A 24,428-nucleotide genomic window follows, 5' to 3' on the forward strand; every position below is an offset into this window, starting at 1 on the left:
AAGGGCGTCCACAGCAGTTCCAGGCTCACGCCACGTGCTCCAGCGGCGAGTGTTGGCCCATCAGCTCGCGAATCGGCGCGAAGATGCAGCCGCTGCGCGACACCAGCAGGGCGTTGTCCAAGTGCTGACTCATGTGACTGAGGGAATGGCTGACGACAATCTGTGTGCGGCCCGCTGCCTGCCAGCGGGCGATGTGCTGCCAGAGCAGAGTTAGACCGTGTTCATCCAGCGCCGCTTCGGGTTCGTCGAGCAACAGCACCTGCGCATCGGTCAGGCTCAGGCGGGCGAGCAGGGCGCGCTGCAATTCACCGCCGGACAACGCTTGCAGGCTGTGCTGGTGCAGCTCGCTCAGCCCCCAGTCGGCCAATGCCTGCTCTAAGCGCGCCTGACGTTGCGGGCGACCTAGGCGGTTGCGCCACAACCCGGCGCTGACCAACTCCTGCAGGGTGATCGGGAATTGCCGGTCCAGCGCCTGCTGCTGCACCAGATAGGCCACGCCACCCAGGCGCGGCACGGCCAGTTCGACCTGCCCGCGCAAGGGCTGAATGATGCCCGCGATGACCTTGAGCAGGCTGCTTTTGCCACAGCCGTTGCTGCCGATCACCCCGGTCAGGCTGGCACGGGCTAAGTGCAGATTAAGCGGCGGAGTCAGCGGCTGGCCGGCAGGGCCCCATTGCAGGTTGTGGCAGTGGATCATGCCGGGCTCCAGTTCCAACGGCTGACAGCAACCGCATCGTGGGCGTGCAGGCTTTCCGCGTGCACCACGCGCAGGTGAAAGGCGCTGAAGGCCGGTTGTTCGCTCAAGGCGCTGTGCAGGCGGCGGGCAGCGTCTTCGCAGAACATCAGGTTTTGCCCGTTGGCCAGGGCGAAGGCCTGCTCATCGGCGCGCTTTACCGCCGTCTGCACGGCGGTGCCGAGGGCCTGTTCGGCGGCGTCGATCAGCTCCACCAGCGGCAATGCTGTGCTGTCGGCGTGCAAGCGCACCTGCAAGGTGGCGTAGCTGCGCTGGCTGTGTGGGGTGGCAACGATGCCTTGAGGCGAACCGAGCCATGCCAGCACCTGTTCATGGCTGAGCGGCTGGTTGGCGAAGTCGTGAGCGAATTGCTGCTGAATCAACTGGCGGGCCAGCGCGGCTGAGCAGGGGCACGTCGAGGAATAGGTCACTTCTACCTGTAGTTCCACGTGAAACCCCCATGAATCCTGGCGTGCACGCACTTCGAAGGGGTAGGCCTTCCAACCTGAGAGGGGAGTGACCAGTGCTGGGCGGTTGAGCAAGGCCTCGCCGCGCAAGGTAATCGATGCCTGCTGCGACAAACCCTGATGGCTGTCGAGAAACTCGCCCAGTAACTCTCGCAGCGTCGTCGGGTTCAGTTCGCGCTGTTCCAGCGCATGCAGCGCCAGGTATAGGCGCGACATATGGATGCCGCGGGCATTGTCATCATCCAGGCTAACCCCGACATCGGCTCTGGCATAAATGCGTTGCCCGGCCAGGTTCACCGGCAACGCGATGCCCTGCATGCCAACCCAGTCTAGGGCTTGTTCATGGGCGGGCGTTTGCGCGGCTATGTCCGGCAGTGTCAGTGCGTTCATCAGAAATCGGCGCTCGGTTGTGGGTTTAAATGTTATGTTATAACAAGTAAATTACAAAGCCAGCGAATCCTGACGATGACCGAAACGCCGCTTACCCACGCCGAACTGCTCGCCCAGCCGGCAGATGACTACATGAATGCCGCGCAGCAGCAGTTCTTCCGCGCGCTGCTGCTCACCCAGCGCGGCGAGCTGCAAACGCGCATTGCCGAAGAGTTCGAAGGCCTGCGCGAGCGCGAAACCAGCAGCGATCCCGCTGACATTGGCAGCGCCGAAGAACAGCGTCAGTGGCAACTGCGCTTGCTGGAGCGGGAAAAAAAGCTGCTCGACAAAATCGACGAAGCCCTTGAGCGGCTGGCCCGTGGTGAATACGGCCGGTGCGTGGAGACCGGCGAGCCGATTGGCCTCAAGCGCCTGTTGCTACGGCCTACCGCCAGCCTGTGCATCGAAGCCAAAGAGCGTCAGGAACAACGCGAAAAACACCTGCGCCACGCAGAATTCTGATGGAGCCTGAAACCATGACCAATCGTCTTCCCGTAACCGTGTTGTCCGGCTTTCTCGGCGCCGGTAAAAGCACCCTGCTTAACGCCATTCTGAAAAACCGCCAGGGTTTAAAGGTGGCGGTAATCGTCAACGATATGAGCGAGATCAATATCGATGGCAGCGAAGTTCAGCGCGATGTCAGCCTGAACCGCGCCGAAGAAAAGCTCGTGGAAATGAGCAACGGCTGTATCTGCTGCACCCTGCGCGAAGACCTGCTGGAAGAAGTCGGCCGCCTGGCCCGCGATGGGCGTTTCGATTACTTACTCATCGAATCCACTGGGATCAGCGAACCGCTGCCGGTGGCGGAAACCTTTACCTTCCGTGGTGAGGACGGCCAGAGCCTGGCCGATGTGGCGCGCCTGGACTGCATGGTAACGGTGGTCGACGGGGTGAACTTTCTGCGCGATTTCCATGAGGCCGAAAGCCTGGCCAGCCGTGGCGAAACCCTCGGTGAGGAGGACGAGCGCTCGATCACCGACCTGCTGATCGAGCAGGTGGAATTCGCCGATGTGCTGCTGATCAGCAAGATCGACCTGATCAGCAGCCACGAGCGCGAAGAGCTAATGGCCATCCTCAAGGGCCTCAACACTCACGCCGAAATTGTGCCGATGACCATGGGCGCGGTGCCGCTGGAGAAAATCCTCAACACCGGCCGCTTCGACTTCGAGCGCGCCGCCCAGGCACCGGGCTGGCTTAAAGAGTTGCGCGGTGAACACATTCCTGAAACCGAGGAATACGGTATTGCTTCAACGGCTTACCGTGCACGCAGGCCGCTGCATCCCGAGCGCTTCTTCAACTTCATCAACCGCGAATGGACCAATGGTCGTTTGCTGCGCAGCAAGGGCTTTTTCTGGCTGGCCAGCAAATACCAGGAGGCCGGCAGCTGGTCCCAGGCGGGCGGTTTGATGCGTCACGGCTTTGCCGGGCGCTGGTGGCGCTTCGTACCCAAGGCGCAATGGCCGACCGACGAAGAAGGGCTGCAGGCGATTATGAAAAACTGGCAGGCGCAAACCGGCGACTGCCGTCAGGAGTTGGTGTTTATCGGCCAGAACATCGACTTCGCTCAACTAACCGCCGAACTGGATGCCTGCCTGCTGACCGATGCGGAAATGGCCCTGGGCGTCGATGCCTGGCAGGCGCTGCCCGACCCGTTTGGCCCCTGGCATGAGGAAGCTGCCTGATGCTCGCGCCTGTGCTGCGCCATCCGCTGCAGCAGGTCAGCAGCGAACAGATTGATGTGCTTGGCGATGTACTGCGTGACGAGGTCAACTTGGCCGTCTGGCAACGCCAGTTGCCGGCACAGATCAGTGATTTCGCCAGCGCTTTGCTGGCTCAGGGCGAACCGCTGGGCCACTCCATGGTGCTGGAGTTGGCCAGCCCGGAGAGTGAGCCGAACCTGAGTGGCCTGGTCGATGGTTACAGCGATCTGCCGGGGCAGGCGGCTTTTTTGCAGGACGTTAGTTGGCTGATCAGTGCTTTCGCCTGCCTGTTCGATGCCAAACGCATCGGCCTGCGCCTGCGTATTCTCGACAAGGCCATGTGCCCGCGCTTTCACGTTGACCACGTGCCGGTGCGGCTGATTACCAGCTACGCCGGGGTCGGTAGTGAGTGGCTGGAAGAAGGCGTGATGGCGCGCCGCCGCTTGGGCGACCCTGGCGCTGAGCCGAGCGATCCGGCCGTGATCCAGCGCGCCGAGGCTGGCCATGTGCTGCTGGCCAAGGGTGAGAAATGGATAGGCAATGAGGGCGGCGGCTTGATCCATCGCTCGCCGCAACCACCGGCCGGTGAGCGGCGATTGCTCTTGACCCTGGATTGGCTGGCTTAAATTCCAGGCAAAAAAATAGGCTGCGGGAGAGCAGCCTTAAGCACCAGAAAGGCACACCGGCGCGTGACCCGGCATGCAGGGGTGAGGTACCCAAGGCCAAATAGAACATAGACAGGATTACGCTTTGATGACGGTTAGCGCGCCATCCATACACCCTTGCTCTGCTGCTCGCAGAAGGGCTTGAGGTAGGTGGCGTCGCTGGCCACGCCGTAGTAGTGCACATCCTGCTTATAGGGCGTGCCGCCCACCGTTGAATTACGGCATACGCCGAAGGAGCCCATCGGGCACTGCTCGACAAACTCCACCTCGACCTTCTGCCCCTGCAGCTGCGGCTGGCAGAAACCGGTGCGGAACAGGTTGGGCGGGATGCTACGGTTCTGCTGGCAGACCTTCACATCCAGGCGCTCGGCCTGGCTATGCACCACACAGGCTTCACCCCAGGCCAGGCCGGACAATATGAACAGGCTCAGCAGCAGAAAAACGCGCATCCATTGACCCTCTGAAAATATGCCGGCGACTCTAGCACGCTGTTTTTAATCAGTCTGCGTAGGGCCGCATCCTCCGATGCTGTACGCCGTTAGAATGGCCGCAGCTGAAATCTTCTTCTCGATGGACAATGGCCCGCGCCGATCATGCTGAAAAATATCCCCACCCATGTAATTGCCGGGCCGCTCGGTTCTGGCAAGACGAGTCTGATCCGCCACCTGCTGGCGCAGCGCCCGGCGCACGAGCGCTGGGCAGTGCTGATCAATGAGTTCGGCCTGGTTGGTTTGGATGCCGCTTTACTGACTACAGACGATGATGGCGTGGCCCTGGGCGAAGTGGCGGGCGGTTGCCTGTGTTGCGTTAACGGCGTGCCGTTTCAGGTTGGCCTCGGCCGGCTGTTGCGCAAAGCCAAACCGCATCGCCTACTGATCGAACCGTCCGGCCTCGGCCATCCTCTGGTACTGCTTGAGCAACTGCGTGAAATGCCCTGGGCTGGGGTTTTGGCGGTGCAGGCACCGCTGCTGGTGCTGGACGCGCAGGCGCTGGCTGCGGGTGAAGCGCTGCCGGAGAGCCAGCAGACGACGCTTAGCCGCGCCGGGCTGCTGCTGTTGAACAAGGCCGAAGACCTAGATGAAGCCACCAAGGCGCGCATCCAGGCGCAACTGCCCGCTCGCCCGATTTACTGGACCAGTCAGGGTGCATTGCCGCTCGCAGCGCTGCCCGGCTTTAGCGCCCATGCCGATGGCGACGCTATGCCGGATAACCTGCCCACGGCAGCTGCGCCATTGCCGCAACTGTGGCGCAGCTCAAGCGAGCCGATCTGCCAGGTGCAACAGCAGGCTGAAGGCTGGAGCATCGGTTGGCGCTGGCACCCCAGCCAGCAGTTTGAGCTGCTGCGCGTACAACAGTGGCTGAGCAGCTTGTCCTGGCGCCGCGCCAAGCTGGTGCTGCACACCAACGCCGGCTGGCTGTCCGCCAACGCCCTCAACGGTGATGCCCTGCATTGGCAAAACAGCGAATGGCGCAAGGACTCGCGGCTGGAACTGATCTTCAGCGAAGCGCAGGAGGTGTCGGCGTTGCAGGCCGGGTTCGCGGCCTGTGCATTAGCGCCAGAGCATTTCGGCCAGGCTGCCGAACAGCAGAATCAGCACAGCCAGGGCGCTGATACGCAAAGCCAGGGGTGAGGTGAGCCACTGCAACGCCTGCTGTTTGGGGGCTTCGCGCAGTGCATGCCACTCTTGGCGGAACGCAGGGTCGATGCGCAGGGCAAATAGCCTGTCGCGGTACAGCAGGTGCCGAGCGTGGCTCATCTGGCTGTAAAGCGGCAGGCGAATAGCAAAGTGCAGTTCGCCATCTGCGGCGCGTCCCATGTCCAGTACATGGCAGTTGATGCCGGCGCTGCTGAGTTGTTCTTGCAGGTGCTCGATAAAGCCTGCATGGCTGGATTCCAGTAAAACAAACACCCTGACGTCCTCCCTGATAGGTCTGCGGCCAGGATGCCGGAGTCAGATAGAACTGACGAGTCCTCTGGCGATGCGGATAATCCCCACCTGAATACGATCACGCAAGGCACGCTCATGCATCTCCACCCCTGGTCACACGACAGCAGCGCCGGCTTTACCTTGCGCGGTTGGCATTCACCGCCTTCGGGCAAGCCCGTGCTGCATTTTCTGCATGGCAACGGCTACTGCGGGCGGGTCTACACACCACTGCTGGCGCTGTTGGTCGAGGATTTCGACCTGTGGTTATGCGATGTACAGGGGCATGGTGAGAGTGATCACGGTGGCCGCTTCCACGGTTGGAACCGCAGCGCCGAACTGGCGGTAGAAGCTTTTAACGCCGGGCGTGAGCGGTTTGGCGGTGCGCCGGCTTATGCCTTGGGTCACAGCTTTGGCGGGGTGTTGACCAGCCTGATCCTGGCCCAGCAACCGCAACTGTTTCAGCGTGCGGTGTTGCTTGATCCGGTGCTGTTCAGCCCAGCGATGATCGGCGTTATGGCGTTGTCCGATGTTGTGGGCCTGAGCCGGCGCACAACCTTGGCCAGCAAGGCGCTCAAGCGCCGCAGCAGCTGGCCAGATCGCGCCGCTGCGTATGACGCATTGCATGGCCGTGGGATGTTCCGTGGCTGGACCGAAGAAGCGTTTGCCGCGTATATCCAGCATGCCTTGAAAGACAGCGACAAGGGCGCCGAACTGCGTTGCCGGCCAAGTCGCGAAGCCGATATTTTCAGCTCCTTTCCCAAGCGCCTGTGGCCGTCACTGGCCAAGGTGACGACGCCGACGCAGGTTCTTTATGGCGAGCGCAGCTACCCCTTTGTCGCCAAATCGGTGGCACGTTGGTGCGCCAGTAACGCCCAGGTCAGCGCCCATGTGGTACCCGGCGGACACTGCTTTATGCAGGAGCACCCGACCGACAGCGCCGCGCGGGTTACGCATTTTTTGTTGCAGCGCGATTAAGCCCGATGAGCTGCCGTGAGGATGCCTGGCTGGCGCTCTCCGAGCTGTGGCTGGACACTGAGCTGGATGAGACGGCGCTCCGATCTATCGCCACGCGGCTGCGCGCCAGTGGTTTGAGCCTGGATGAATTGCAGCAGATCTACGCGTATGAGGTTGCACCGCAGGTCTGGCTTAACCACTGGGCCGTCGCCGGGGTGTGGGAGGGGTTCGAGGCGCAATGGCTGTTTGCGGGTTGCCGGCGCAATCAGTCGGGCGGGCGTTGGCATCGGTTGAAATGCCGCGTGCTACGCCGGCCGATGACCTACGGCTGTCGCGCTGAATGGCAGCAGATCTTGGCCTTTCTGGCTGATCGGGATTTTAACTAGTCGGCCTTAATGCGGCGTGTTGTTGTCTGAATCCTGACGCTGACTGCGCCACTGCTGCATCTCAATCACCTGAGCGCTGGGTGCCGGCGGTTCACGGAAAGGGTGCGGCGCCAGTTCGATACGTCCCAGCTGTTTGCCAAACAGGGTGATGCTGCCGACATGCCGCTGCTCGCCGGTGACGGTGAATTCAAAGCCATACACCCGCGCCAGGCGCTTGCGCCCGCGTGCATCGGGTAACAGGGTGAGCCGTCGCAGGGCGACATTCTCATCCAGCAACTCGATGTCGGATTTGGCGCAATGTTGTTTCACCAACCCCAGTGCGTGTTCACGCAGACCATGGGCATGCCACAGCCAGGCGCACGCAGTGGCGAACAGCATCAGCAGAAATACATCGAAGAGGTCGATCATGGCGGCTCCGGCGGCAGGAGGCTGAGCTTAACAGAGCCTGTCGTTCGCTTACGCATCCACGCAGATACGGTTTCGCCCCTGCGCTTTGGCGTTGTAGAGCTGGGTGTCCGCGCGTTGCAGCAGCTGTTGCAGGCTGTCGCCGGGACGAGCGCAGGTCAGGCCCATGCTGACGGTGGCGTGCAATTGGCCCTGAGCGGTGGCGAGGGGCTGCGTTTGCAGGGTGCTGCGTAGCCGTTCCAGGCGCTGTTGCGCAGCGTTGAGGTCGCTGTCGGGCAGGAGGATGACGAATTCTTCACCGCCGAAGCGGGCGAACAGGTCGGTGCTGCGCGCCTGCTGTCGGCACAGTTCGCTGAAGGCTACCAGCACCTGATCGCCGACGGCATGGCCGTACTGGTCGTTGACCCGTTTGAAGTGATCGAGGTCGAGCATCGCCAGGCACAGCGGCGTGCCTTGGCGCTGGCTGCGCTGCAGTTCGTGCTCGGCGCGTTGCTGGAAGGCACGACGATTCAGGGCGCTGGTCAGCGGGTCGGTGGTGGCGAGTTGGCGCAGCTGTTCTTCCAGGGCCTTGCGCTGGCTGACATCGCGGATCTCGGCGACCTGCTGCTGCGCTTCGGCCAGGCGCGCGATGCTCAGCTCGGCGGCGAATGGCTGGCCGTCCGCACGTTGAGCAAGCAGGTCGTGCGGACGGCCATCAGCCTGTTGCAGCAGTTCGCTGAGCGGCTGTTGGCTGCTGCTGTCGAAAAGCCGCGATAGCGGTTGGCCGAGCAGTTGCTCACGGGTTTGCGCAAACAGCTGTTCCAGCTTGGGGTTGCTGTCGATGATGCGTTCGCCGTCGAGCACCATCACCCCGGCGTTGCTCACGCTCATCAGGCGTTCGAAACGTTCGGCGTTGGCAGCGGCCTGCTGGGCATTACGCTGGCTGTCGGCGAGGATGCGGCGCATGGTCAGCAGCACCAGGCCGACCAAGGCCATAAGCCACAGGGGAATGCCGAAGTTGTAGGGCAGCAGGTAGCTTACCGAGCGCGTGACGTCGTCATGGACGATGCCTTGCAGGCCATCGTGCAGGCCGACCACGCCGCGCAGCAAGGTGACCAGGGCATAACCCAGCAAGGCGATGGCAACAAACTGGCAGACGCCGCGCAGTTCCACCTCGCTGGGCGCACGCCATAGCGCCCAGCAGGCTTGCAGGGGCAGCAGGCCGCCAATGGCGGCGTACAGCGTGACGAGGTATTCCGAGTTGATGGGGCTGAGCCACCAGTGCCAGCTCAGGGCCAGGCTCATCAATCCGGCGCTGGCGGGGACAGTCCACCAGGGCAGCGGCAGGCCGAGAAAGCGGAACACGCCGAGCAGGATGATCGCCTCGCCGGCCAGTTGCAGGGCATTGCCAAGAATATTCAGCAGTTTGCTGCCACTGGCCATAAAACCCATGAACAGCAGGATGCCGATGATCAGGGTCCAGCTGCCCAGCATCCACAAACCGGGGCCCCGGTAGGGGCGGGAGAAATACCAGAGCCCGCTGCAGGCAATGGCGCTCGCCAGCATCAGGTTCAGGCCCAGCAGCATGGGGGAGAAATACAGGCTTTCCATGGCCTTACTCGGTGTTATGCACGGGGCGTAATTGTGCCGCTGGCGTGTGATGTTGTCTGCTCGTTCAGCTTTTTTCTTCGTTCAGTGCCTGGTAGCGCTGTTGCAGTTCGTGGCGGATCTGCCGTCGTTGCAGGGCCTGGCGCTGTCGCCGCAAGGCGTCCGCAGTGGTCGGCTCCAGGGCGGGAATGGGCACCGGCTTGCCCTGTTCATCCACCGCCACCATGGTGAAGAAGCAGCTGTTGGTGTGACGCACCGAGCGTTCGCGGATGTTTTCGGTGATCACCTTGATGCCGACTTCCATCGACGTACGCCCGGCGTAATTGACCGAGGCGAGGAAGGTCACCAGTTCGCCAACATGGATGGGCTCGCGAAAGATCACCTGATCCACCGACAAGGTGACCACATAGCGCCCGGCAAAACGGCTGGCACAGGCGTAGGCGACTTCATCGAGGTATTTGAGCAGGGTGCCGCCGTGAACATTGCCGGAGAAGTTGGCCATGTCCGGGGTCATCAGTACGGTCATCGACAGCTGGGCGTTTCCGGGTTCCATAGCGGGCTCTGTGCTGGGTTTGTGGCAACCATAGCAGGTGCAGGGGCAGGCCCGCGCGGTTGATCAGGGCAAGTCGAACTGCTGGCGCAGCTGGTTGAGCATGGGGGCCTGCTCGATCAGGAAGTGGTCGAAGCGTTTGATCAGCTGGGCATACCGGTAACTGCTCAGGTGAAAGCTGGTGGTGATCTGCGGTAATTGCGGGTCACGCTGCAGTTGCTGCGGGGCGATGCCAAGCAGTTGCATATGGTGTTCCACCACCTGCGGGTTGGCGTAGATGGCATCCAGGCGGCCCCGTTCGAGCATGCGGATCAGGCTCTGGATGTCCTGCACTTCCACCAGTTCGATGCTGTGTTGATCCAGCAGCGGTTGCCAGGCTTCGGCGGTAAAGCCGCGCACGATACCCACCCGTTTGATCGCATTCAGGCCCTGAGCGAGCTGCTCGCGGCGCACCAAGGTGGCGTCGACGATCTCCACCACGGCTTGGCTGTAATACAGCGGCTGGCCGTCACGGGCTTTACGGGGCCAGGCCGGATTATCGGGGAACAGCAGGTCGAGGCTATGTTCACCCAGCATATTGCGGTACAGACGGTTGACCGGTTGCGGGCGCAGCTCCAGTTCAAGGCCTTCGTGCTTGGCGAAGGCCTGCAGCAGGGCGATGCAGTAACCGTCGTAGGCCTGCCCCTCTAGAGCCTTGTAGTAGGGGTAGTAGTCGTGGTTTTCCAGGCCAACACGCAGCGGCTCGGCCAGGGCAACTACGCTGTACAGCCAGCAGACCAGGATAATGCAGAGGCGCATGGGCCACTCCAGGGTGCTCAGATCCAATACAGCGTAGCCTGCGCGGCCGTTGTCGTCAGGCGTGGGTCAGGTACCAGCGCCAATCCTGCTCGCCGACTTCGCCCATAAACTGGCGGAACTCGTTCCATTTGATCGCCAGGAACACCTTGAGGAAGTCCTCGCCGAGTGCGTCCTTGGCCCAGGCCGAGTTCTCCAGCGCGCGCAGGGCGGTCAACCAGTCGGTAGGCAGGGTTTCACGGGCCTGCTCATAGCCATTACCGATGATTTCCTCGCCCGGATCGATCTGGTTGCGGATGCCGTGGTGTATGCCGGCGAGGATTGCCGCCGCCGCCAGGTATGGGTTGGCATCGGCGCCGCAGATGCGGTGTTCCACATGTCGGCTCTTGGCCGGGCCACCGGGCACGCGGAACGACACGGTGCGGTTGTTCACGCCCCAGCTCTTGGCCAGCGGCGCGTAGCTGTTGGCCTGGAAGCGGCGGAAGGAGTTGGCGTTGGGGCAGAAGATCGCCAGGGCGTCGTTAAGCGTGGCCATCATGCCGCCGATGGCGTGCTTGAGTAGCGGCGTGCCGTGTGGGTCTTCGGAAGCCATCAGGTTATTGCCGTCGGCGTCGGCCAGGCTGACGTGCATGTGCATCCCGCTGCCGGCCAGGTCGCCGAACGGCTTGGCCATAAAGCAGGCCTGCAACCCGTGCTTGTTGGCCACGCCCTTGACCAGGCGCTTGTAGCGCACGCCTTCATCCACCGCTTGCAACGCGTCGAAGCGGTGCTCCAGGGTCAGCTCCAGCTGGCCTGGCGCGTATTCAGAGATCGCGGTGCGCACTGGCAGGCCCTGCACTTCGCAGGCGGCGTAGAGGTCGTCGAGGAAGGCTTGCTGCTGCTCCAGCTCCAGCACGCCATACACCTGCGGTGCCTGCGGGCGCACGCCGTTGGCTTGCAGCGCCGGCTGCGGACGGCCATTGGCGTCGCGGGTCTTGTCCAGCAGGTAGAACTCCAGCTCGACCGCCATTACCGGGTGGTAGCCGTCAGCCTTGAGCCGGTCGATGGCGCGCACCAGCACATGCCGTGGGTCGGCCGGTGCGGCTGGCAGGCCCTGGGTCGGATGCATGCTCACCTGTAACTGACCGGTGGGCGTGGTGCGCCAGGGTTGCAGGGTCAGGCTGCCGGGCAGCGGGTAGGTCCAGCAGTCGGCATCGGCGACTTCCCAGACCAGGCCGCTTTCCTCCACGTCCTCGCCCTGAATGGTCAATGCCAGGATCGAGCTGGGCAGCGGTCGGCCGTTCTCATAAATGGCCAGCAGTTCATCGCGGTGCAGCAGCTTGCCGCGCGGGATGCCGTTGGCATCGATCAACATGAGTTCGATCAGGCGCACGTCGGGGTGGGCGGTAAGGAAATCGCGGGCTTCCTGGGGATTGGCGAATTGCATGGTGATTCTCACAGTGAGTCGTCATTTCGTGGGAGGCGCTTTAGCGGCGATTGTTGCGGCTGAAGCCCCTCCTACAGGCTGATCGATGAGTTACTCGCGGGCGCCGGGGATGGCCAGCAGTTCGGTCAGGGCCTGGTCGAGCATGCTGATCAGCTTGTCCACATCGTCCGCTGTGGTGCTTGGGCAGCACAGGGTCATGTTATGGAAGGGCGTGATCAGGATGCCGCGGTTGATCAGGTACAGGTGCAGGGCCATCTGCAGCTCGTCGTGGAACGCTGCTTCGGCTTCGGCGCCGGTCTTCGGCGACACCGGGCAGAACTGGAACTCACTGCGCGCGCCCAGTTCGGTCACCGACCATTGCAGGTCGTGCTTGCTGATCAGCGTGCGGAAGCCGTCGGCCAGGCGCTTGGCCAGCGGTAGCATGTGTGCGTAGGCGGCCGGGGTCATCACCTCTTCCAAGTTGGCGCGCATGCAGTGCATGGCCAGGGCGTTGGCCGACAGGGTGGTGCCCATGCCGCTGTGACCGTGGCCATGGCTGCCTTCGCTGGCGCGTTTGCGCGCGGCGGTCATGGCTTCGGCCATCGCTGCGCTGCAGCCGAAGATGCCGCAAGGCACGCCGCCGGCAATCGGCTTGCCGACCACAAAGAAGTCCGGGTCGAGGTTCCACAGCTTCGTGCAGCCACCCATATCGGTGGAGATGGTGTGGGTTTCGTCAATGATCAGCAGCGCGCCGTATTTGCGGGTCAGCTCGCGGCACGTCTGCATAAAGCCCGGCTCGGGCAGGACCATGCCGATGTTGGTCATGGCTGGCTCGCAGAGCAGGGCGCAGACGTCGCCTTTAGCCAGCGCCGCTTCCAGCGCAGCCACGTCGTTGAACGGGATCGAGCGGCTGTACTCGGTCAGGTCATAGGCTTGGCCGACCAAGCCGCTGCGCGGCACGGTTTCGCCGTCGATGCAGCGCACCATTACGTCGTCCACCGTGCCGTGGTAGCAGCCGTCGAACACCAGCAGGGTCTTGCGTTCGGTAATGGCGCGGGCCCAGCGCAGCACGTAGCGGTTCGAATCGGTGGCGGTGGCGGTGACCTGCCAGAACGGCAGGCCGAAGCGCGCGGCCAGCAGCTCGCCGCAGACTACGGCGTCTTCGCCCGGCAGCATGGTGGTCAGGCCGTTGTTACCCTGTTCGGCAATGGCCTTGGCAATCGGGTCTGGCGAGTGGCCGAACATGGTGCCGGTGTCGCCCAGGCAGAAATCGATGTACTCATGACCGTCCACGTCATAGAAGCGCGCCCCCTTGGCCCGTTCGACAAACAGCGGCACCGGGGTCGACCAGTCGGCCATCCAGTGCATTGGCACGCCGCCGTACAGTGAGTGGCGCGCACGTTCGGCCAGTGCCACGGATTTTGGATTGCGCGCGATAAAGCGCTCACGCTCACGCTGGGCGAAGGTTTCTACGGCGGATGGGTGGATACCACTGGCAGTCATGTTGAACACCTCGTTCGAATATCTGCACATGCTATTTTGTGATCACAGAAAACTCAAGCGTTGGTTTGATTAGGCTTTATTGCTAGATTATCGCCATATTTGTGATCACAGGGCTCTATGAAATGGTCTTTCAACAGCACGTTGCGTTAATCAGCGGCGCGGGCAGTGAATCCGGTATCGGTCTTGCGATCGCGCGCCGGCTGGGCCGTGCCGGTGCACGAGTGTTATTAACCGCCAGCAGTGCGCGGGTCGAGCAACGGGTCGCTGAACTATGTGCAGAAGGTATTGAAGCACGGGGTCGCGCCGCTGACCTGACCAATGAGCAGCAGGTCGGCGAATTGCTCGACTGGGCGCAGGCGCAGTGGGGGCAGATCGACATTCTGGTGAACAATGCCGGCATGGCCATGCAGGGCAGCCCCGAGCCGTTTGCCGAGTTGGCGGACATGGATCTGGCGACCTGGAACCTGTCTATCGCGCGCAACCTCGGCACTGCTTTTTTGCTCACGCGCGCGGTGCTGCCAGGCATGCGTGCGCGCGGCTACGGGCGCATCGTCAATATCAGCTCGACCACCGGCACCCGTGGCAGCAACCCTGGTGAGGCGGCCTACAGCGCGGCCAAGGCTGGCATGCTCGGCCTGTCCATGGGGCTGGCGCTGGAAGTGGCCAAGCAGGGCATTACGGTCAACAGCGTGGCGCCGGGTTGGATAGCCACCGGCTCCAGCACCGACGAAGAACGCCATGCCGCCGAGTACACCCCGCTGGGTCGCGCCGGTCGGCCTGACGAAGTGGCAGCGGCGGTAGCCTTCCTTGCCTCGCCGGAGGCCAGCTACATCACCGGTGAAGTGCTGGTGGTGGATGGCGGTAACTGCCTGGTCGAGAACAAGGCGCCGTGAACCAGTAAAATTCATGCCGCCGCTCAATTGCGGCGCTCTTCGTTAGAAGGAATACCCATGCGTAACTGCTCGCTGACACTTGCCCAACTCCCTGCACCGCCGGCACAAGGATGCTGCTGAACCATGGCCGATAACCTGCAAGATCAACTCTACCAACGTATTCGTGAAGGCCTGCTGGCTGGGCGCTTCCAGCCCGGTGAACGCTTGAAAATTCGTGATCTGGCGGCCGAGTGGGGCACCAGCCCGATGCCGGTACGCGCCGCCTTGCAGCGCCTGGTCGCTGAGGGTGCGCTGGAAGGCGAGCCACAGCGCTCGGTACGAGTGCCACCGATGACCCGCGAGCGTTATCAGAGCATTTTTCAGGTGCGTCTGGGGCTCGAAGGCCTGGCTGTAGAACTGGCCACTCCGCGCCTGACGCCGGCCGACCTGGCTGAGCTGCGTGACTGTGTGGCGCGCATGGATCAAGCCATCGAGCAGCGCCAGGTGCAGGCTTACCTGAATGCCAACAGCCAGTTTCATCTGCACCTCTACAGCGCCTGTGGCAACCCAGTGCTGTTGCGCAGCATTGAGTCGTTGTGGCTGCAGGTTGGGCCGTTTTTCAACCAGCTGTTTACGGGTGCGGACCTGTCGTTGCGCCTTAACGACTTTCACGAAGAGGCCTTTACCGCCATCGAAGCCGGTGATGCCAAGGCTGCGCGCCAGGCCATGGAACAAGACTTGAGTTACTTCGCGCGCTTTCTTCTCAATTTGCTTGATCTGGAATCCGGCCAGCGTTGAGTGGACGCTGCCTTGCTGGCAGCGGGTGCACCGACAACTACACTGATTCGACTCTGAGACGACAGCACAAGGGCTCCTCAATGCTGGAATACGGCAGTAAACGCATCCTGATCGTCGATGATTTCACCGACTTTCGCAGCTCGCTTAAGTCCATGCTGCGTGACATGGGCGCGCGTGATGTGGACACCGCCGACCGCGGTGAAGAAGCCCTGAGCATGTGCCGCAACAAGCGCTACGACATCATCCTGCATGACTACAACCTGGGCGGTGGCAAGAATGGCCAGCAGGTGCTGGAAGAGTTGATCGCCGGCAAGCTGATCAGTCATCAGTGCATCTTTGTCATGGTCACCGCCGAAAGCAGCCAGGCCATGGTCCTCAGCGCCCTTGAGCACGAGCCGGATGCCTACCTGACCAAGCCGTTCAACCGCGCCAGCCTCGATCAGCGCCTGGACAAACTGGTGGAGCGCAAAACTGCACTCAAGGGCATTCTTCAAGGCCTCGACAAACAGGATCCGGCCGCCGTACTGGAGGCCTGCAAAACCCTCAGCCAGCAGGACAAGCGCTACCTGCCCTTGTGCCAGCGCTACCAATCCACGGCGCTGCGCGAGCTGGGGCGTCTGGATGAGCTGGAGCAGCTGCTCAATGGCGTATTGGCCGAGCGACCGTTGCCCTGGGCGCAGGTGGCGCTGGCCGGCCTGATGCACAAGCGCGGCGAGTTGAGTCGTGCGCAGAGCCTCTACGAGAAGGGTTTGCAGCTATTCCCGATGATGCCGGCACTGTACGACGGCCTGGCCGCCGTGCTGCTGGCGCAGGGCGAGAGCCAGCGCGCTCAGCAAGCCCTTGAAGATGCGGTCAAATTGGCTCCGCTGGCGATTCGCCGGCAGATGCAGCTGGGCAAACTGGCGCTGGATAACCAGGACTTCGACAGCGCCGGGAAGGCCTATCGACAAGCCATGGAGCAAGGTCGCACCTCCAAATTCAAGAGCCCGGAAAACTACCTTGGTCTGGCCCAGGCGATCACCGCCCAGGCCGGTGACGGCTCGCTCGATAAGCGCTTGCAGATCGAGGTCAGTCAGGCCCTCGGTGAGCTGGATAAAATCTATGCCCATGACCCCAATGTGCAGGTGCGCTCACGCCTGGCCCTGGCCAGCAGCCTGAATAAATCCGGCGAGCCCAAGCGTGCTGCGCAACTGGCCGCCGAAGCCGCTGCGGCGATGGAAAAGCTGCCGCAGCTGTTCGCCGCCGATACTGCCCTCAGCGTCGCCAGTCAGTTGCGCGCGCTGGGCCAGACGGCAGCCAGTGATGCGTTGCTGAAAAGCTGTGTCGAGGTATACGGCGACGACCCGCAGGTGATGCAAGGCGTGGCCCGGCAGACTGACAACGCCGAGATTCTCTCTGGAGGTAAAGAGGCCGTGGAGCTCAATCGCCAAGGTGTGCGCTGCTACCAGCAGAAGCAGTTCGACGAGGCGCTCCGGTTGTTCCGTCAGGCCTTTGCCCTGCAACCGAAGAACATCAGCATCGCCCTCAATACCGCACAATCGCTGTTGCAATCGGCCAGCGGCGAAGCGTCTGCCGCTTTACTCGAGGAGTGTCGGCGCTGTCTGGCCGTGGTCAGCCAGATGCCCGAGACGGATGCCCGGCATGCGCGTTACCTGCAACTGCAGCGGCGAGCGTCCGGCCAATGAGTGATTCCCCTGGCGGACTGGACTTCTCCACGGTGATCGCCTCCACCGTGCACGACATGAAAAACTCCCTGGCTATGCTCACCCGCGCACATGCGCAGTGGCAGTCGCAGCTGCCGCCGGAACAGCAGCAGGCCAGCGAGCAGGGCGTGATTGAGTATGAGTTTGCCCGTCTCAACGGCATGCTGGTGCAACTGCTCGGCCTGTATAAGCTCGGCGTTAACCAGCTGCCTATGCGCCCCGGTTATCACGAGGTTGAGGATTTTCTCCAGGCACAGCTGGCGCGGCACTTCGAGGTGCTGCAAAGCCGGCAGATCAGCGCACGCTGCGAGGTGGAAAGCTTCGATCTGATGGGCTTCTTCGATGAAGAGCTACTCGGCTCGGTGGTCGCCAACATCATCACCAACTCCATCCGCTACGCCCACAGCGCCTTGCTGATTCGGGCCTGGGAGGAAGGCGGCAAGCTGGTGCTGGCGATCTGCGACGACGGCCAGGGCTACCCGCAGGAGATGCTCAGCCAGCAATCCAACTACGTCCTCGGCCTCAAGCACAGCACCGGCAGCACCGGCCTGGGCTTGTACTTCGCCGGCCGCATCGCCGAGCTGCACGAACGCCACGGCGTGCGCGGGCATATCGAACTGGCCAACGGCGCGCCGCTGGGTGGTGGGGTGTTTCGGATTTATCTGCCCTGAAACGACTGCGGCCCTGCGGTGTGTATAACGCCGCAGGGCCGCACGTAAGACCGTAAAAAACGCTTAGCTTTCCAGCCAGACGTCACGTACCCAGTGCCAGACCGATTCCCAGGTTTCGTCTTCGTTGATTTCGCCGGTTTCCGCTTCCCACAGCAGCACGGTGCCGTCTTCTTCGACCACGTAGTAGTTGCCGTGGTCTTCGCACAGCGGCACGAATTCGCGCGGTACGCCCAGGGACCAGGCGGTGGCGGCGACTTCCGGTAGGTAGGTATGCGATTGCGGGTCGCTGGCGGTTACCGGTTCCAGGCGGCCGTAGACTACATCGCTGACCTGCAGCAGGTATTCGCGCAGGGCGAAGGGCAGATGGATAAGGATCTGCTCCTGAATCTCCACCAGGGTTTCTTCTTCCGGCAACTCCAGCGGGACGGGCACCGGCTCGTTGAGTTCGCGCAACTGTTCGATGACTTCTTCCACGGGGCTGGCCTCTTTTGCAGGTAATACGGGAGCGTCTTATACCTTAGACGGGTCTAAGCAAAAAGCTGGCACAGTGCTATTGTTCATGTGGATAGTGCGTCAATTTTTGAACGTCATTAATTGGTCGAGTCATGAAAAGTGAAACGCAAGAACCCGAAGGCGGTGCGCTCAGTGAGGAGGAGCGGCTCCAACTGCTGACCACCGCTGGCAAGCGCAACCGGCTGTTTATCCTGGCGTTGGCCGGGGTGCTGGGTAGCCTGATGCTGGTTTCGGTCGGGCTGAATATTCACAGCGTGTTCAGTGCCGGTGATGGGCCGCGTATTCAGGCGCTGGAAAAAAAGCTCCTGCAGCTTGAGCAGCAACTGGCCGTGCAGCAGACCGCATTGAGCAATCAGGAAGAGCTGTTGGCCAGTCAACAAGCCTCACAACTGACTGGGTTATTTGAGCGTGCGGAGAACCCAGACACCATCGCTGAAGTGAGCAAGGTATTGCAGGCTCAGGAGCGTGATTATCAGCAAGTGATGCAGGGACTGAAGGCCGGTATGCGTGATTTGGCCAACATGCTGCCGGGTTCGCGCAGCTGGCTGGCTGATTACAATGAAATGATTGATCGCGCGGAACTGAACAGCCGTCAGCGCCGTGAAGAAATCCAGGCATGGAGTGAAAAGGCCCAGCAGCCAGCCCCGGCGGCCAAGCCACCGGGTACCAGCGTCGATCCGGGCTAGCGGTTAGCCCATGTGGAAGAAGGCCAGTTTATTGCCGTCCAGATCACGGAAATAGCCACCATAGAAGCCCGGTATGCGTTCGCCCGGCGCCCCTTCGTCGCTTGCGCCTAACGCGATGGCCTTGGCGTAAAGTTTGTCCACACCCTCGCGTGATCCGCCAGGCAGCGCGATCATCTGGCCATTGCCTGGTGTCGGTGCTTGCTTGTCATGGGGAATACAGATGGCAAACATCGGCTGCCCCTTGGCGATGCCATAGAACGCGATGCGGCCCAAATCCATGACGATTTTGGCACCCATCTCTGCCAGCAAAGGGGTGTAGAACGACTTGGCTTTTTCCATGTCGGTGGTGCCCACAGTGGTGTATCCGATCATTGCTTAATCCTCAGGGTGGTGTGCTTGGCGCGGATCAGATTGCACTTTGAGTAGGCCGCGCGCCAGTCCATACAGTTGCTGAATGATAGACAAAGAAAACCCGGGACTTGCCCGGGTTTTCTCAGCATAGCGAGGGATCAGCCGTTCTGGCGGATACCGGCAACCAGCCACGGCTGGTTGTCACCAACGGCCCGCTCCAGACGCCAGCTTTCGCTGAATACTTCGCCCTGGTCAAAACGCGAGGTTTTTGCCACGCCGGTGAAGGTCAGGGTCGCTACGGTCTTGTCGCTCAGATCATCGACGCCATCCAGCTGTACATCGAGGTTGTCGACGTAGGTGGACTGGAAGCCATCGCCCAGGTCTGCACGCTCGCGGCTGAGGAACTCCAGCAGCTGCGGGGTGACGAACTCGGCGATCTTGTCCATCTCGTTGGCATCCCAGTGCTGTTGCAAGCTGAGGAAGTGCTCACGACCGGCGCTGATAAAGCTCTGCTCGTTGAACCAGGCCGGGGCATTGATCACCGGTTTGATCGCAGCCGCTGCACTGCTACCACCGAAGATCGAGGCTGAAGCCGCTGGCATTTCACGCTGCATCGGTGCGCCGTTGGCAGTCGCCGGGCTGGCTTGCTGACGACGGGCGGCGAGGAAGCGGAACAGCAGGAAGGCGATCAGGCCGAAGATCAGCATGTCCATGATCTGCAGGCCTTCGAAGCCGTCACCCATAAACATCGAGGCCAGCAGACCACCTGCGGCCAGACCGGCCAATGGGCCCAACCACTTCGATGCACCGCTGGCCGCAGCCGGTTGACGACCGGCGGCAGCCGGGGCAGCGGTTTGCTGGGCTGGCGCTTGGCGAGCCTGGTGGCTTGGCGCGGAACCGAAGGATTTGCCGCCGCCCAGTCGCTTGGCTTCGGCGTCGAAACTCATGGTGGTCAGTCCCAGGCTGAGGAACATGGCCAGGGCGATACTAAGGAAACGCTGCATGGTTAGCTGTCTCTTGGTGATTGGATCTACGCGCGGCATCTTGCCCGGCGTGAGCGGCGCTGGCTAGGCCTAGAATGTTTCGAGCTTTTGCCCGTGCGCCTGAGTTAGCGGCGCAGCAGCACCAGTAGCGGCCCGCAGCGTAACTGCCGGCGCAGCAGGGCGCGGAAGTCGGCTGGGTTTTCCTCGGGGTGGCGCAGCCAGTGGATAAAGCAGCGCAGGTAGACGCCAGTCAGCAGGCTTTCCTCGGCGATACGGCACAGGTGCAGGGTTTCCCGCCGCGCCGCTTCACGCCACCACTGCACGGTGCGGCTGATGCGTAGCAGGCCGCCAAGCTGCAGGTGGATATGCCCCGGTTCCAGCTTGTACAGCAGCATCTGTCCGCTCACTGCGCGGTGCGCGGCCAGGCTGTCGAACCAGGCGATCAGCAGTTCTTCCAGGCGTTTGGCCGGCTCTAGCGTCAGCAGGTCTGCGTCGTTGCCGCGCGCCAGCAGGGCCTGGTCGGCACGGTCGCACCAGGCTTCCACCAGCTGATCCTTCTCGCGGTAATGCACAGCGATGGCATCCAGCCCCACACCCAGATCGGCCGCCACATCGAACAGATGCAGGCGTTCCCAGCCGCAAACATGGGCCAGTTGCAGGGCGCTATCGAGTATCTGTGACGCGGAAACAGTTGCGCGTTTCATCGGCTCACCTCGCCATGCAGTATGGGCGGCGAGCGCCGTCGGGCTGATCTGAAACGACAAACGGAACCCGAAGGTTCCGTTTGTTTGTGCGTGTGGCGGGTACTTAGCGCCAGTTGTACAACTCTTTCTCCGACAGCTGGTGCATCTGGCTGACTTGGGCCTGGAAGGCCTGCATCGAAGCCCAGATGCGCCCATTCAGCTCGCTCTGCGCGGCCAGCTCGCCGAGCACCACGGCGGATTCGCGCTGCATGGCGGCGAGTACGTCGTCGGGGAAGCGCTTGAGCAGGGTGCCTTGCTGTTTCAGCTCATCCAGCGCCATGGCGTTGTGGTAAACGTAGTCATCGAGCATGTCCTGGCTGGCGGCGCGGGCGGCTTCCGTGAGGATCGCCTGCAAGTCAGCCGGGAGGCTGTCGAGGGCCTTTTGGTTGACCAGCAGCTCGAGTACCGCCTGGGGTTCCTGCCAGCCCGGGTAGTAGTAGAACTTGGCCGCCTTGTGCAGGCCGAAGGCCAGGTCGTTGTAGGGACTGACCCAGTCGGTAGCATCGATGGCGTTGGTTTGCAGAGCGGTGAATACCTCGCCGCCTGGCAGGTTAACGGTGGTGGCGCCGAGTTTGCTCAGCACTTCGCCGCCCAGGCCCGGCATGCGGATCTTCAGGCCTTTGAGGTCATCCAGCGAGTTGATTTCCTTGTTGTACCAGCCGCCCATCTGCATGCCGGTGTTGCCCACTACCATCGGTTTTACGCCATAGGGAGCATAGGCTTCATCCCATAGCGCCTGACCGCCGCCCCTGCTCAGCCAGGCGTTCATTTCGCTGGTGGACAGGCCGAACGGCACAGCGGTGAAGAATTGCGCCGCCGGCACCTTGCCCTTCCAGTAATAGGCCGCGCCGTGACCCAGCTCGGCGGTGCCGCGTGACACGGCGTCGAATACTTCCAGCGGCGGCACCAGTTCGCCACCGGCATACACCTTGATGGTCAGGCGGCCGTTGCTCATGGCCTTGACCCGCTCGGCCAAACGCTCGGCGGCGGTGCCCAGGCCGGGGTAGTTCTTCGGCCATGCGGTGACCATCTTCCAGTGGAAAGTCTGTACCGGCTCGGCGGTAGCTTGTGGCGCGGCAGGTTCTTCCTTGCAGCCGGCCAGCCCGAAAGCGGCGAGCAGGGCGCTGGCAAGCAGCAGAGGGCGGCGGATCATGGGGGCTCCTTATTGTTTGAATAGATTGTCGATTACAGCGCCTGCAGCTTGGCGTAGCTGAGCATCAGCCACTTGCTGCCTTCGCTCTCGAAATTCACCTGCACCCGCGCCTGCGCGCCGGAGCCTTCGAAGTTGAGGATGGTGCCTTCACCAAACAGTGAGTGCTGCACGCGCTGGCCGAGGTTGAAGCCGGTGTCCGGCACCGCGCTGCCGGCGAACATGCTATCGCCGCTCATGCTGTTGCTGCCCACATTGCGGCTGACCGCGCCGAACGGCCGGCTGACGCTGTTGGACAGGCGCACTTCCTGAATCAGCTGCGGCGGTATCTCGCGAACGAAGCGCGACACCTTGTTGTAGGTCTCGCTGCCGTACAGACGGCGCGTTTCGGCGTAGGTAATCACCAGCTTGCTCATGGCGCGGGTGATGCCGACGTAGGCCAGACGACGCTCTTCTTCCAGGCGACCGGGCTCTTCCAGGCTCATCTTGTGTGGGAACAGGCCTTCTTCCATGCCCACCAGGAACACCTGGGGGAACTCCAGGCCCTTAGCGCTGTGCAGGGTCATCAGCTGCACGCTGTCTTCGTTTTCTGCCGCCTGGGTGTCGCCGGCTTCCAGCGAGGCGTGGCTGAGGAAGGCCTGCAGCGGCGTCAGCTCGTCATCCTCGGTGTTGTCGAAAGTGCGCGCGGCACTCACCAGTTCTTCCAAGTTCTCGATGCGTGCCTGGGCTTTTTCGCCTTTTTCGCCTTTTTCGGCCTTGTGGTAGGCAATCAGTCCGCTCTGCTCAATGACTGTCTGGGTCATCAGGTGCAGCGGCATGCTCAACACTTTGGCGGCGAGATTTTCGACCAGTTCGATAAACCCGGCCAGGGCACCCGACGCACGGGCCGGTAAGGCCTTGGCGGCGACCATCAGGCGAATGGCTTCCCACATCGACACATCATGGGCGCGGGCGTATTCGCGGATGGTTTCGACGCTCTTCTCGCCGATACCGCGGGCCGGCACGTTGATCACCCGCTCCAGCGCCGCATCGTTGCCGCGGCCGTCGAGCAGGCGCAGGTAGGCCATGGCGTTCTTGATTTCCGCGCGCTCGAAGAAGCGCTGGCCACCATAGATGCGGTAGGGGATTTTCTCGCGCAGCAGCGCTTCTTCAAGCACCCGTGACTGGGCGTTGGAGCGGTAGAGAATGGCGATTTCGCTGCGCTTGAGGCCGTCCTTGCGCAGGGCATCCTCAATCGATTCCACCACATAGCGGGCTTCATCGTGTTCGTTGAACGCGGAATACAGGTTGATCGGCTCGCCATCGCCGTCTTCGGTCCACAGTTCCTTGCCCAGGCGGCCCTGGTTATTGGCGATCAGGGCGTTGGCGGCCTTGAGGATGCCGGCGGTGGATCTGTAGTTCTGCTCCAGGCGGATCACTTCGGCATCGCTGAAGTCATCAGAGAACTGCTGGATGTTTTCGATCTTCGCGCCGCGCCAGCCATAGATCGACTGGTCATCGTCGCCCACCACCATCATGCTGTCGCCGCCCTTGGCGAGCAGGCGCAGCCAGGCGTACTGGACGGCGTTGGTGTCCTGGAATTCGTCCACCAGGATATGCCGGAAGCGCCGCTGGTAATGCTCCAACAAGCCCGGCTTATCCCGCCACAAATCGAGTGCGCGCAGCAGCAGCTCGGAGAAGTCGATGACCCCGGCGCGCGCGCAGGCCGCTTCGTAGCCTTCGTAGATCTTCAGCATGGTGGCGAGGAACAGGTCGCCGCCGGGCTGGATGTTCTTTGGCCGCAGGCCTTCGTCCTTCTGCCCGTTGATAAACCACTGCGCCTGTTTAGGCGGCCAGCGCTGTTCATCCAGGCCGAGGTCGCGGATCACCCGCTTAACGATGCGCTGCTGGTCGTCGGAATCGAGAATCTGGAAGTTTTCCGCCAGGCCGGCTTCCTGCCAGTGCGCGCGCAGCAGGCGGTGGGCCAGGCCGTGGAAGGTGCCGACCCACATGCCCGCCGGGCTGACACCGAGCATGTGCTCAATGCGATGACGCATTTCGGCGGCAGCCTTGTTGGTGAACGTCACCGACAGGATGCTGTGCGGCGAGGCATTCTCGATCTGGATCAACCAAGCAATGCGGTGCACCAGCACGCGAGTTTTACCGGAGCCGGCGCCGGCCAGTACCAGTTGGCGGCCCACACGCGCGGCAACAGCCTGGCGTTGGGCATCATTAAGAGAGGCAATCAGGAGTTCGGGGTCATTTTGCATCGCGGCATTCTAGGGGGCTGCGTCAGGCAGGGCAAACCAGGCTGTTGTGGCGGTTTTATTGGACGACTGGTGAGTCAGCTCAACGAGCGTAGATGGGCTATGGCTGTGACCATCGAAAGTTGGGTATTTGTACTGTGAATTGGCGCACATCCGGCTTGGGCGAAGCGTCTAGCTCGCGTATGCTGCGCCGACGTTTAGGCAA

General features: G+C 62.2%; 27 protein-coding genes. 11 read left to right on the forward strand and 16 right to left on the reverse strand.

All coding sequences use genetic code 11. From position 1 onward, the window contains the following. Positions 1 to 25: 25 nt before the first annotated feature. Together HBN63_RS13355 and folE2 are read right to left on the reverse strand one after the other, a co-directional pair. Positions 26 to 697 (reverse strand): ATP-binding cassette domain-containing protein, encoded by a 672-nt coding sequence (locus HBN63_RS13355; protein ID WP_170049758.1) that lies wholly within the window; start codon positions 695 to 697, stop codon positions 26 to 28. Then, complete coding sequence (gene folE2, locus HBN63_RS13360) at positions 694 to 1,590, reverse strand: GTP cyclohydrolase FolE2 (RefSeq protein ID WP_170049759.1); 897 nt, start codon at positions 1,588 to 1,590, stop codon at positions 694 to 696. The genes HBN63_RS13355 and folE2 overlap by 4 nt, the downstream gene beginning before the upstream one ends. Positions 1,591 to 1,665: 75 nt before the next feature. Between folE2 and dksA the strand changes: the two genes are divergently transcribed. Genes dksA through HBN63_RS13375 form a run of 3 tightly spaced genes read left to right on the forward strand, consistent with a single transcriptional unit; the run spans position 1,666 to position 3,955 of the window. Beyond that, entirely contained in the window at positions 1,666 to 2,091 is a 426-nt protein-coding gene (gene dksA, locus HBN63_RS13365; protein ID WP_170049760.1) for an RNA polymerase-binding protein DksA, read from the forward strand. Between the two features lie 14 nt (positions 2,092 to 2,105). Further along, a complete protein-coding gene (gene zigA / locus HBN63_RS13370; RefSeq protein ID WP_170049761.1) occupies positions 2,106 to 3,311 on the forward strand; it encodes a zinc metallochaperone GTPase ZigA in 1,206 nt (401 codons plus the stop codon). Continuing rightward, on the forward strand, positions 3,311 to 3,955 hold the full coding sequence (locus HBN63_RS13375) for a DUF1826 domain-containing protein (protein WP_167144157.1): 645 nt from the start codon (positions 3,311 to 3,313) through the stop codon (positions 3,953 to 3,955). Before zigA ends, HBN63_RS13375 begins: the two co-directional genes overlap by 1 nt. 134 nt (positions 3,956 to 4,089) lie before the next feature. Here HBN63_RS13375 and HBN63_RS13380 read toward each other — a convergent pair whose 3' ends face one another. Then, positions 4,090 to 4,443 carry an NADH:ubiquinone oxidoreductase gene (locus HBN63_RS13380; RefSeq protein WP_170049762.1) on the reverse strand — a complete coding sequence of 118 codons (354 nt, stop codon included), beginning with the start codon at positions 4,441 to 4,443 and terminating at the stop codon, positions 4,090 to 4,092. Positions 4,444 to 4,587: 144 nt separating this feature from the next. On the opposite strand from HBN63_RS13380, the gene HBN63_RS13385 reads away from it, so the two are divergent. Beyond that, on the forward strand, positions 4,588 to 5,625 hold the full coding sequence (locus HBN63_RS13385) for a CobW-like GTP-binding protein (RefSeq protein WP_170049763.1): 1,038 nt from the start codon (positions 4,588 to 4,590) through the stop codon (positions 5,623 to 5,625). Here HBN63_RS13385 and HBN63_RS13390 read toward each other — a convergent pair. After that, the gene (locus HBN63_RS13390; protein ID WP_170049764.1) at positions 5,545 to 5,904 is read right to left on the reverse strand and encodes a hypothetical protein; all 360 of its coding nucleotides are present in this window, start codon (positions 5,902 to 5,904) and stop codon (positions 5,545 to 5,547) included. The genes HBN63_RS13385 and HBN63_RS13390 overlap by 81 nt on opposite strands. A gap of 114 nt (positions 5,905 to 6,018) precedes the next feature. Here HBN63_RS13390 and HBN63_RS13395 point away from each other — a divergent pair, with 114 nt between their 5' ends. Together HBN63_RS13395 and HBN63_RS13400 are read left to right on the forward strand one after the other, a co-directional pair. After that, the gene (locus HBN63_RS13395) at positions 6,019 to 6,897 is read left to right on the forward strand and encodes an alpha/beta hydrolase (RefSeq protein WP_170049765.1); all 879 of its coding nucleotides are present in this window, start codon (positions 6,019 to 6,021) and stop codon (positions 6,895 to 6,897) included. Between the two features lie 5 nt (positions 6,898 to 6,902). Next, on the forward strand, positions 6,903 to 7,262 hold the full coding sequence (locus HBN63_RS13400; protein WP_170049766.1) for a hypothetical protein: 360 nt from the start codon (positions 6,903 to 6,905) through the stop codon (positions 7,260 to 7,262). Between the two features lie 6 nt (positions 7,263 to 7,268). On the opposite strand, the gene HBN63_RS13405 is transcribed toward HBN63_RS13400, so the two are convergent. From HBN63_RS13405 to HBN63_RS13430, 6 genes are all read right to left on the reverse strand, one after another. Next, the gene (locus tag HBN63_RS13405) at positions 7,269 to 7,670 is read right to left on the reverse strand and encodes a DUF3301 domain-containing protein (protein ID WP_170049767.1); all 402 of its coding nucleotides are present in this window, start codon (positions 7,668 to 7,670) and stop codon (positions 7,269 to 7,271) included. Between the two features lie 48 nt (positions 7,671 to 7,718). After that, entirely contained in the window at positions 7,719 to 9,257 is a 1,539-nt protein-coding gene (locus HBN63_RS13410) for a sensor domain-containing diguanylate cyclase (protein WP_170049768.1), read from the reverse strand. 64 nt (positions 9,258 to 9,321) lie between these two features. Beyond that, positions 9,322 to 9,807, reverse strand: a complete 486-nt coding sequence (locus HBN63_RS13415) for an acyl-CoA thioesterase (RefSeq protein ID WP_090250937.1) — start codon at positions 9,805 to 9,807, stop codon at positions 9,322 to 9,324. 63 nt (positions 9,808 to 9,870) lie between these two features. Beyond that, positions 9,871 to 10,602: a transporter substrate-binding domain-containing protein gene (locus tag HBN63_RS13420; protein ID WP_170049769.1), complete on the reverse strand. Its 732-nt coding sequence runs from the start codon at positions 10,600 to 10,602 to the stop codon at positions 9,871 to 9,873. Between the two features lie 55 nt (positions 10,603 to 10,657). Beyond that, positions 10,658 to 12,025 carry a glutamine synthetase family protein gene (locus HBN63_RS13425; protein WP_170049770.1) on the reverse strand — a complete coding sequence of 456 codons (1,368 nt, stop codon included), beginning with the start codon at positions 12,023 to 12,025 and terminating at the stop codon, positions 10,658 to 10,660. A gap of 90 nt (positions 12,026 to 12,115) precedes the next feature. Continuing rightward, positions 12,116 to 13,507, reverse strand: a complete 1,392-nt coding sequence (locus HBN63_RS13430) for an aspartate aminotransferase family protein (protein ID WP_170049771.1) — start codon at positions 13,505 to 13,507, stop codon at positions 12,116 to 12,118. 122 nt (positions 13,508 to 13,629) lie between these two features. On the opposite strand from HBN63_RS13430, the gene HBN63_RS13435 reads away from it, so the two are divergent. The 4 genes from HBN63_RS13435 (at position 13,630) to HBN63_RS13450 (ending at position 17,551) form a co-directional block, all read left to right on the forward strand. Beyond that, positions 13,630 to 14,400 carry an SDR family NAD(P)-dependent oxidoreductase gene (locus tag HBN63_RS13435; protein ID WP_170049772.1) on the forward strand — a complete coding sequence of 257 codons (771 nt, stop codon included), beginning with the start codon at positions 13,630 to 13,632 and terminating at the stop codon, positions 14,398 to 14,400. 123 nt (positions 14,401 to 14,523) lie between these two features. Further along, positions 14,524 to 15,177, forward strand: coding sequence for a GntR family transcriptional regulator (locus HBN63_RS13440; RefSeq protein ID WP_170049773.1), 654 nt, complete (start codon positions 14,524 to 14,526; stop codon positions 15,175 to 15,177). An 80-nt stretch (positions 15,178 to 15,257) separates the two neighbouring features. Then, positions 15,258 to 16,862 carry a tetratricopeptide repeat-containing response regulator gene (locus HBN63_RS13445; RefSeq protein ID WP_170049774.1) on the forward strand — a complete coding sequence of 535 codons (1,605 nt, stop codon included), beginning with the start codon at positions 15,258 to 15,260 and terminating at the stop codon, positions 16,860 to 16,862. Next, a complete protein-coding gene (locus HBN63_RS13450) occupies positions 16,859 to 17,551 on the forward strand; it encodes a HAMP domain-containing sensor histidine kinase (RefSeq protein WP_170049775.1) in 693 nt (230 codons plus the stop codon). The genes HBN63_RS13445 and HBN63_RS13450 overlap by 4 nt, the downstream gene beginning before the upstream one ends. Before the next feature lie 63 nt (positions 17,552 to 17,614). Here the strand turns inward: HBN63_RS13450 and HBN63_RS13455 are convergent, their stop codons facing one another. Then, positions 17,615 to 18,025, reverse strand: a complete 411-nt coding sequence (locus tag HBN63_RS13455) for an SMI1/KNR4 family protein (protein ID WP_090250916.1) — start codon at positions 18,023 to 18,025, stop codon at positions 17,615 to 17,617. 131 nt (positions 18,026 to 18,156) lie between these two features. On the opposite strand from HBN63_RS13455, the gene HBN63_RS13460 reads away from it, so the two are divergent. After that, the gene (locus HBN63_RS13460; RefSeq protein WP_170049776.1) at positions 18,157 to 18,750 is read left to right on the forward strand and encodes a hypothetical protein; all 594 of its coding nucleotides are present in this window, start codon (positions 18,157 to 18,159) and stop codon (positions 18,748 to 18,750) included. A 3-nt stretch (positions 18,751 to 18,753) separates the two neighbouring features. Here the strand turns inward: HBN63_RS13460 and HBN63_RS13465 are convergent, their stop codons facing one another. The 5 genes from HBN63_RS13465 to uvrD form a co-directional block, all read right to left on the reverse strand. Then, positions 18,754 to 19,122 (reverse strand): VOC family protein, encoded by a 369-nt coding sequence (locus HBN63_RS13465; protein ID WP_090250911.1) that lies wholly within the window; start codon positions 19,120 to 19,122, stop codon positions 18,754 to 18,756. A gap of 137 nt (positions 19,123 to 19,259) precedes the next feature. Then, a complete protein-coding gene (locus tag HBN63_RS13470) occupies positions 19,260 to 20,105 on the reverse strand; it encodes a TIM44-like domain-containing protein (RefSeq protein ID WP_170049777.1) in 846 nt (281 codons plus the stop codon). Between the two features lie 104 nt (positions 20,106 to 20,209). Further along, a complete protein-coding gene (locus HBN63_RS13475; protein ID WP_170049778.1) occupies positions 20,210 to 20,788 on the reverse strand; it encodes a TetR/AcrR family transcriptional regulator in 579 nt (192 codons plus the stop codon). Between the two features lie 103 nt (positions 20,789 to 20,891). Continuing rightward, the gene (locus HBN63_RS13480; protein ID WP_170049779.1) at positions 20,892 to 21,980 is read right to left on the reverse strand and encodes a TRAP transporter substrate-binding protein; all 1,089 of its coding nucleotides are present in this window, start codon (positions 21,978 to 21,980) and stop codon (positions 20,892 to 20,894) included. A 32-nt stretch (positions 21,981 to 22,012) separates the two neighbouring features. Further along, on the reverse strand, positions 22,013 to 24,226 hold the full coding sequence (gene uvrD, locus HBN63_RS13485) for a DNA helicase II (RefSeq protein WP_170049780.1): 2,214 nt from the start codon (positions 24,224 to 24,226) through the stop codon (positions 22,013 to 22,015). Positions 24,227 to 24,428 lie beyond the last annotated feature (202 nt).

Origin of the sequence: Pseudomonas sp. WS 5011 (assembly GCF_012985775.1) — a bacterium.
Lineage (GTDB): Bacteria > Pseudomonadota > Gammaproteobacteria > Pseudomonadales > Pseudomonadaceae > Aquipseudomonas > Aquipseudomonas peli.

Coding starts and splice junctions, on each gene's coding strand:
- HBN63_RS13355 (WP_170049758.1), bottom strand. CDS start 697: ATGATCCACTGCCACAACCTGCAATGGGGCCCTGCCGGCCAGCCGCTG.
- folE2 (WP_170049759.1), bottom strand. CDS start 1,590: ATGAACGCACTGACACTGCCGGACATAGCCGCGCAAACGCCCGCCCAT.
- dksA (WP_170049760.1), top strand. CDS start 1,666: ATGACCGAAACGCCGCTTACCCACGCCGAACTGCTCGCCCAGCCGGCA.
- zigA (WP_170049761.1), top strand. CDS start 2,106: ATGACCAATCGTCTTCCCGTAACCGTGTTGTCCGGCTTTCTCGGCGCC.
- HBN63_RS13375 (WP_167144157.1), top strand. CDS start 3,311: ATGCTCGCGCCTGTGCTGCGCCATCCGCTGCAGCAGGTCAGCAGCGAA.
- HBN63_RS13380 (WP_170049762.1), bottom strand. CDS start 4,443: ATGCGCGTTTTTCTGCTGCTGAGCCTGTTCATATTGTCCGGCCTGGCC.
- HBN63_RS13385 (WP_170049763.1), top strand. CDS start 4,588: ATGCTGAAAAATATCCCCACCCATGTAATTGCCGGGCCGCTCGGTTCT.
- HBN63_RS13395 (WP_170049765.1), top strand. CDS start 6,019: ATGCATCTCCACCCCTGGTCACACGACAGCAGCGCCGGCTTTACCTTG.
- HBN63_RS13400 (WP_170049766.1), top strand. CDS start 6,903: ATGAGCTGCCGTGAGGATGCCTGGCTGGCGCTCTCCGAGCTGTGGCTG.
- HBN63_RS13405 (WP_170049767.1), bottom strand. CDS start 7,670: ATGATCGACCTCTTCGATGTATTTCTGCTGATGCTGTTCGCCACTGCG.
- HBN63_RS13410 (WP_170049768.1), bottom strand. CDS start 9,257: ATGGAAAGCCTGTATTTCTCCCCCATGCTGCTGGGCCTGAACCTGATG.
- HBN63_RS13415 (WP_090250937.1), bottom strand. CDS start 9,807: ATGGAACCCGGAAACGCCCAGCTGTCGATGACCGTACTGATGACCCCG.
- HBN63_RS13420 (WP_170049769.1), bottom strand. CDS start 10,602: ATGCGCCTCTGCATTATCCTGGTCTGCTGGCTGTACAGCGTAGTTGCC.
- HBN63_RS13425 (WP_170049770.1), bottom strand. CDS start 12,025: ATGCAATTCGCCAATCCCCAGGAAGCCCGCGATTTCCTTACCGCCCAC.
- HBN63_RS13430 (WP_170049771.1), bottom strand. CDS start 13,507: ATGACTGCCAGTGGTATCCACCCATCCGCCGTAGAAACCTTCGCCCAG.
- HBN63_RS13435 (WP_170049772.1), top strand. CDS start 13,630: ATGGTCTTTCAACAGCACGTTGCGTTAATCAGCGGCGCGGGCAGTGAA.
- HBN63_RS13440 (WP_170049773.1), top strand. CDS start 14,524: ATGGCCGATAACCTGCAAGATCAACTCTACCAACGTATTCGTGAAGGC.
- HBN63_RS13445 (WP_170049774.1), top strand. CDS start 15,258: ATGCTGGAATACGGCAGTAAACGCATCCTGATCGTCGATGATTTCACC.
- HBN63_RS13450 (WP_170049775.1), top strand. CDS start 16,859: ATGAGTGATTCCCCTGGCGGACTGGACTTCTCCACGGTGATCGCCTCC.
- HBN63_RS13460 (WP_170049776.1), top strand. CDS start 18,157: ATGAAAAGTGAAACGCAAGAACCCGAAGGCGGTGCGCTCAGTGAGGAG.
- HBN63_RS13465 (WP_090250911.1), bottom strand. CDS start 19,122: ATGATCGGATACACCACTGTGGGCACCACCGACATGGAAAAAGCCAAG.
- HBN63_RS13470 (WP_170049777.1), bottom strand. CDS start 20,105: ATGCAGCGTTTCCTTAGTATCGCCCTGGCCATGTTCCTCAGCCTGGGA.
- HBN63_RS13475 (WP_170049778.1), bottom strand. CDS start 20,788: ATGAAACGCGCAACTGTTTCCGCGTCACAGATACTCGATAGCGCCCTG.
- HBN63_RS13480 (WP_170049779.1), bottom strand. CDS start 21,980: ATGATCCGCCGCCCTCTGCTGCTTGCCAGCGCCCTGCTCGCCGCTTTC.
- uvrD (WP_170049780.1), bottom strand. CDS start 24,226: ATGCAAAATGACCCCGAACTCCTGATTGCCTCTCTTAATGATGCCCAA.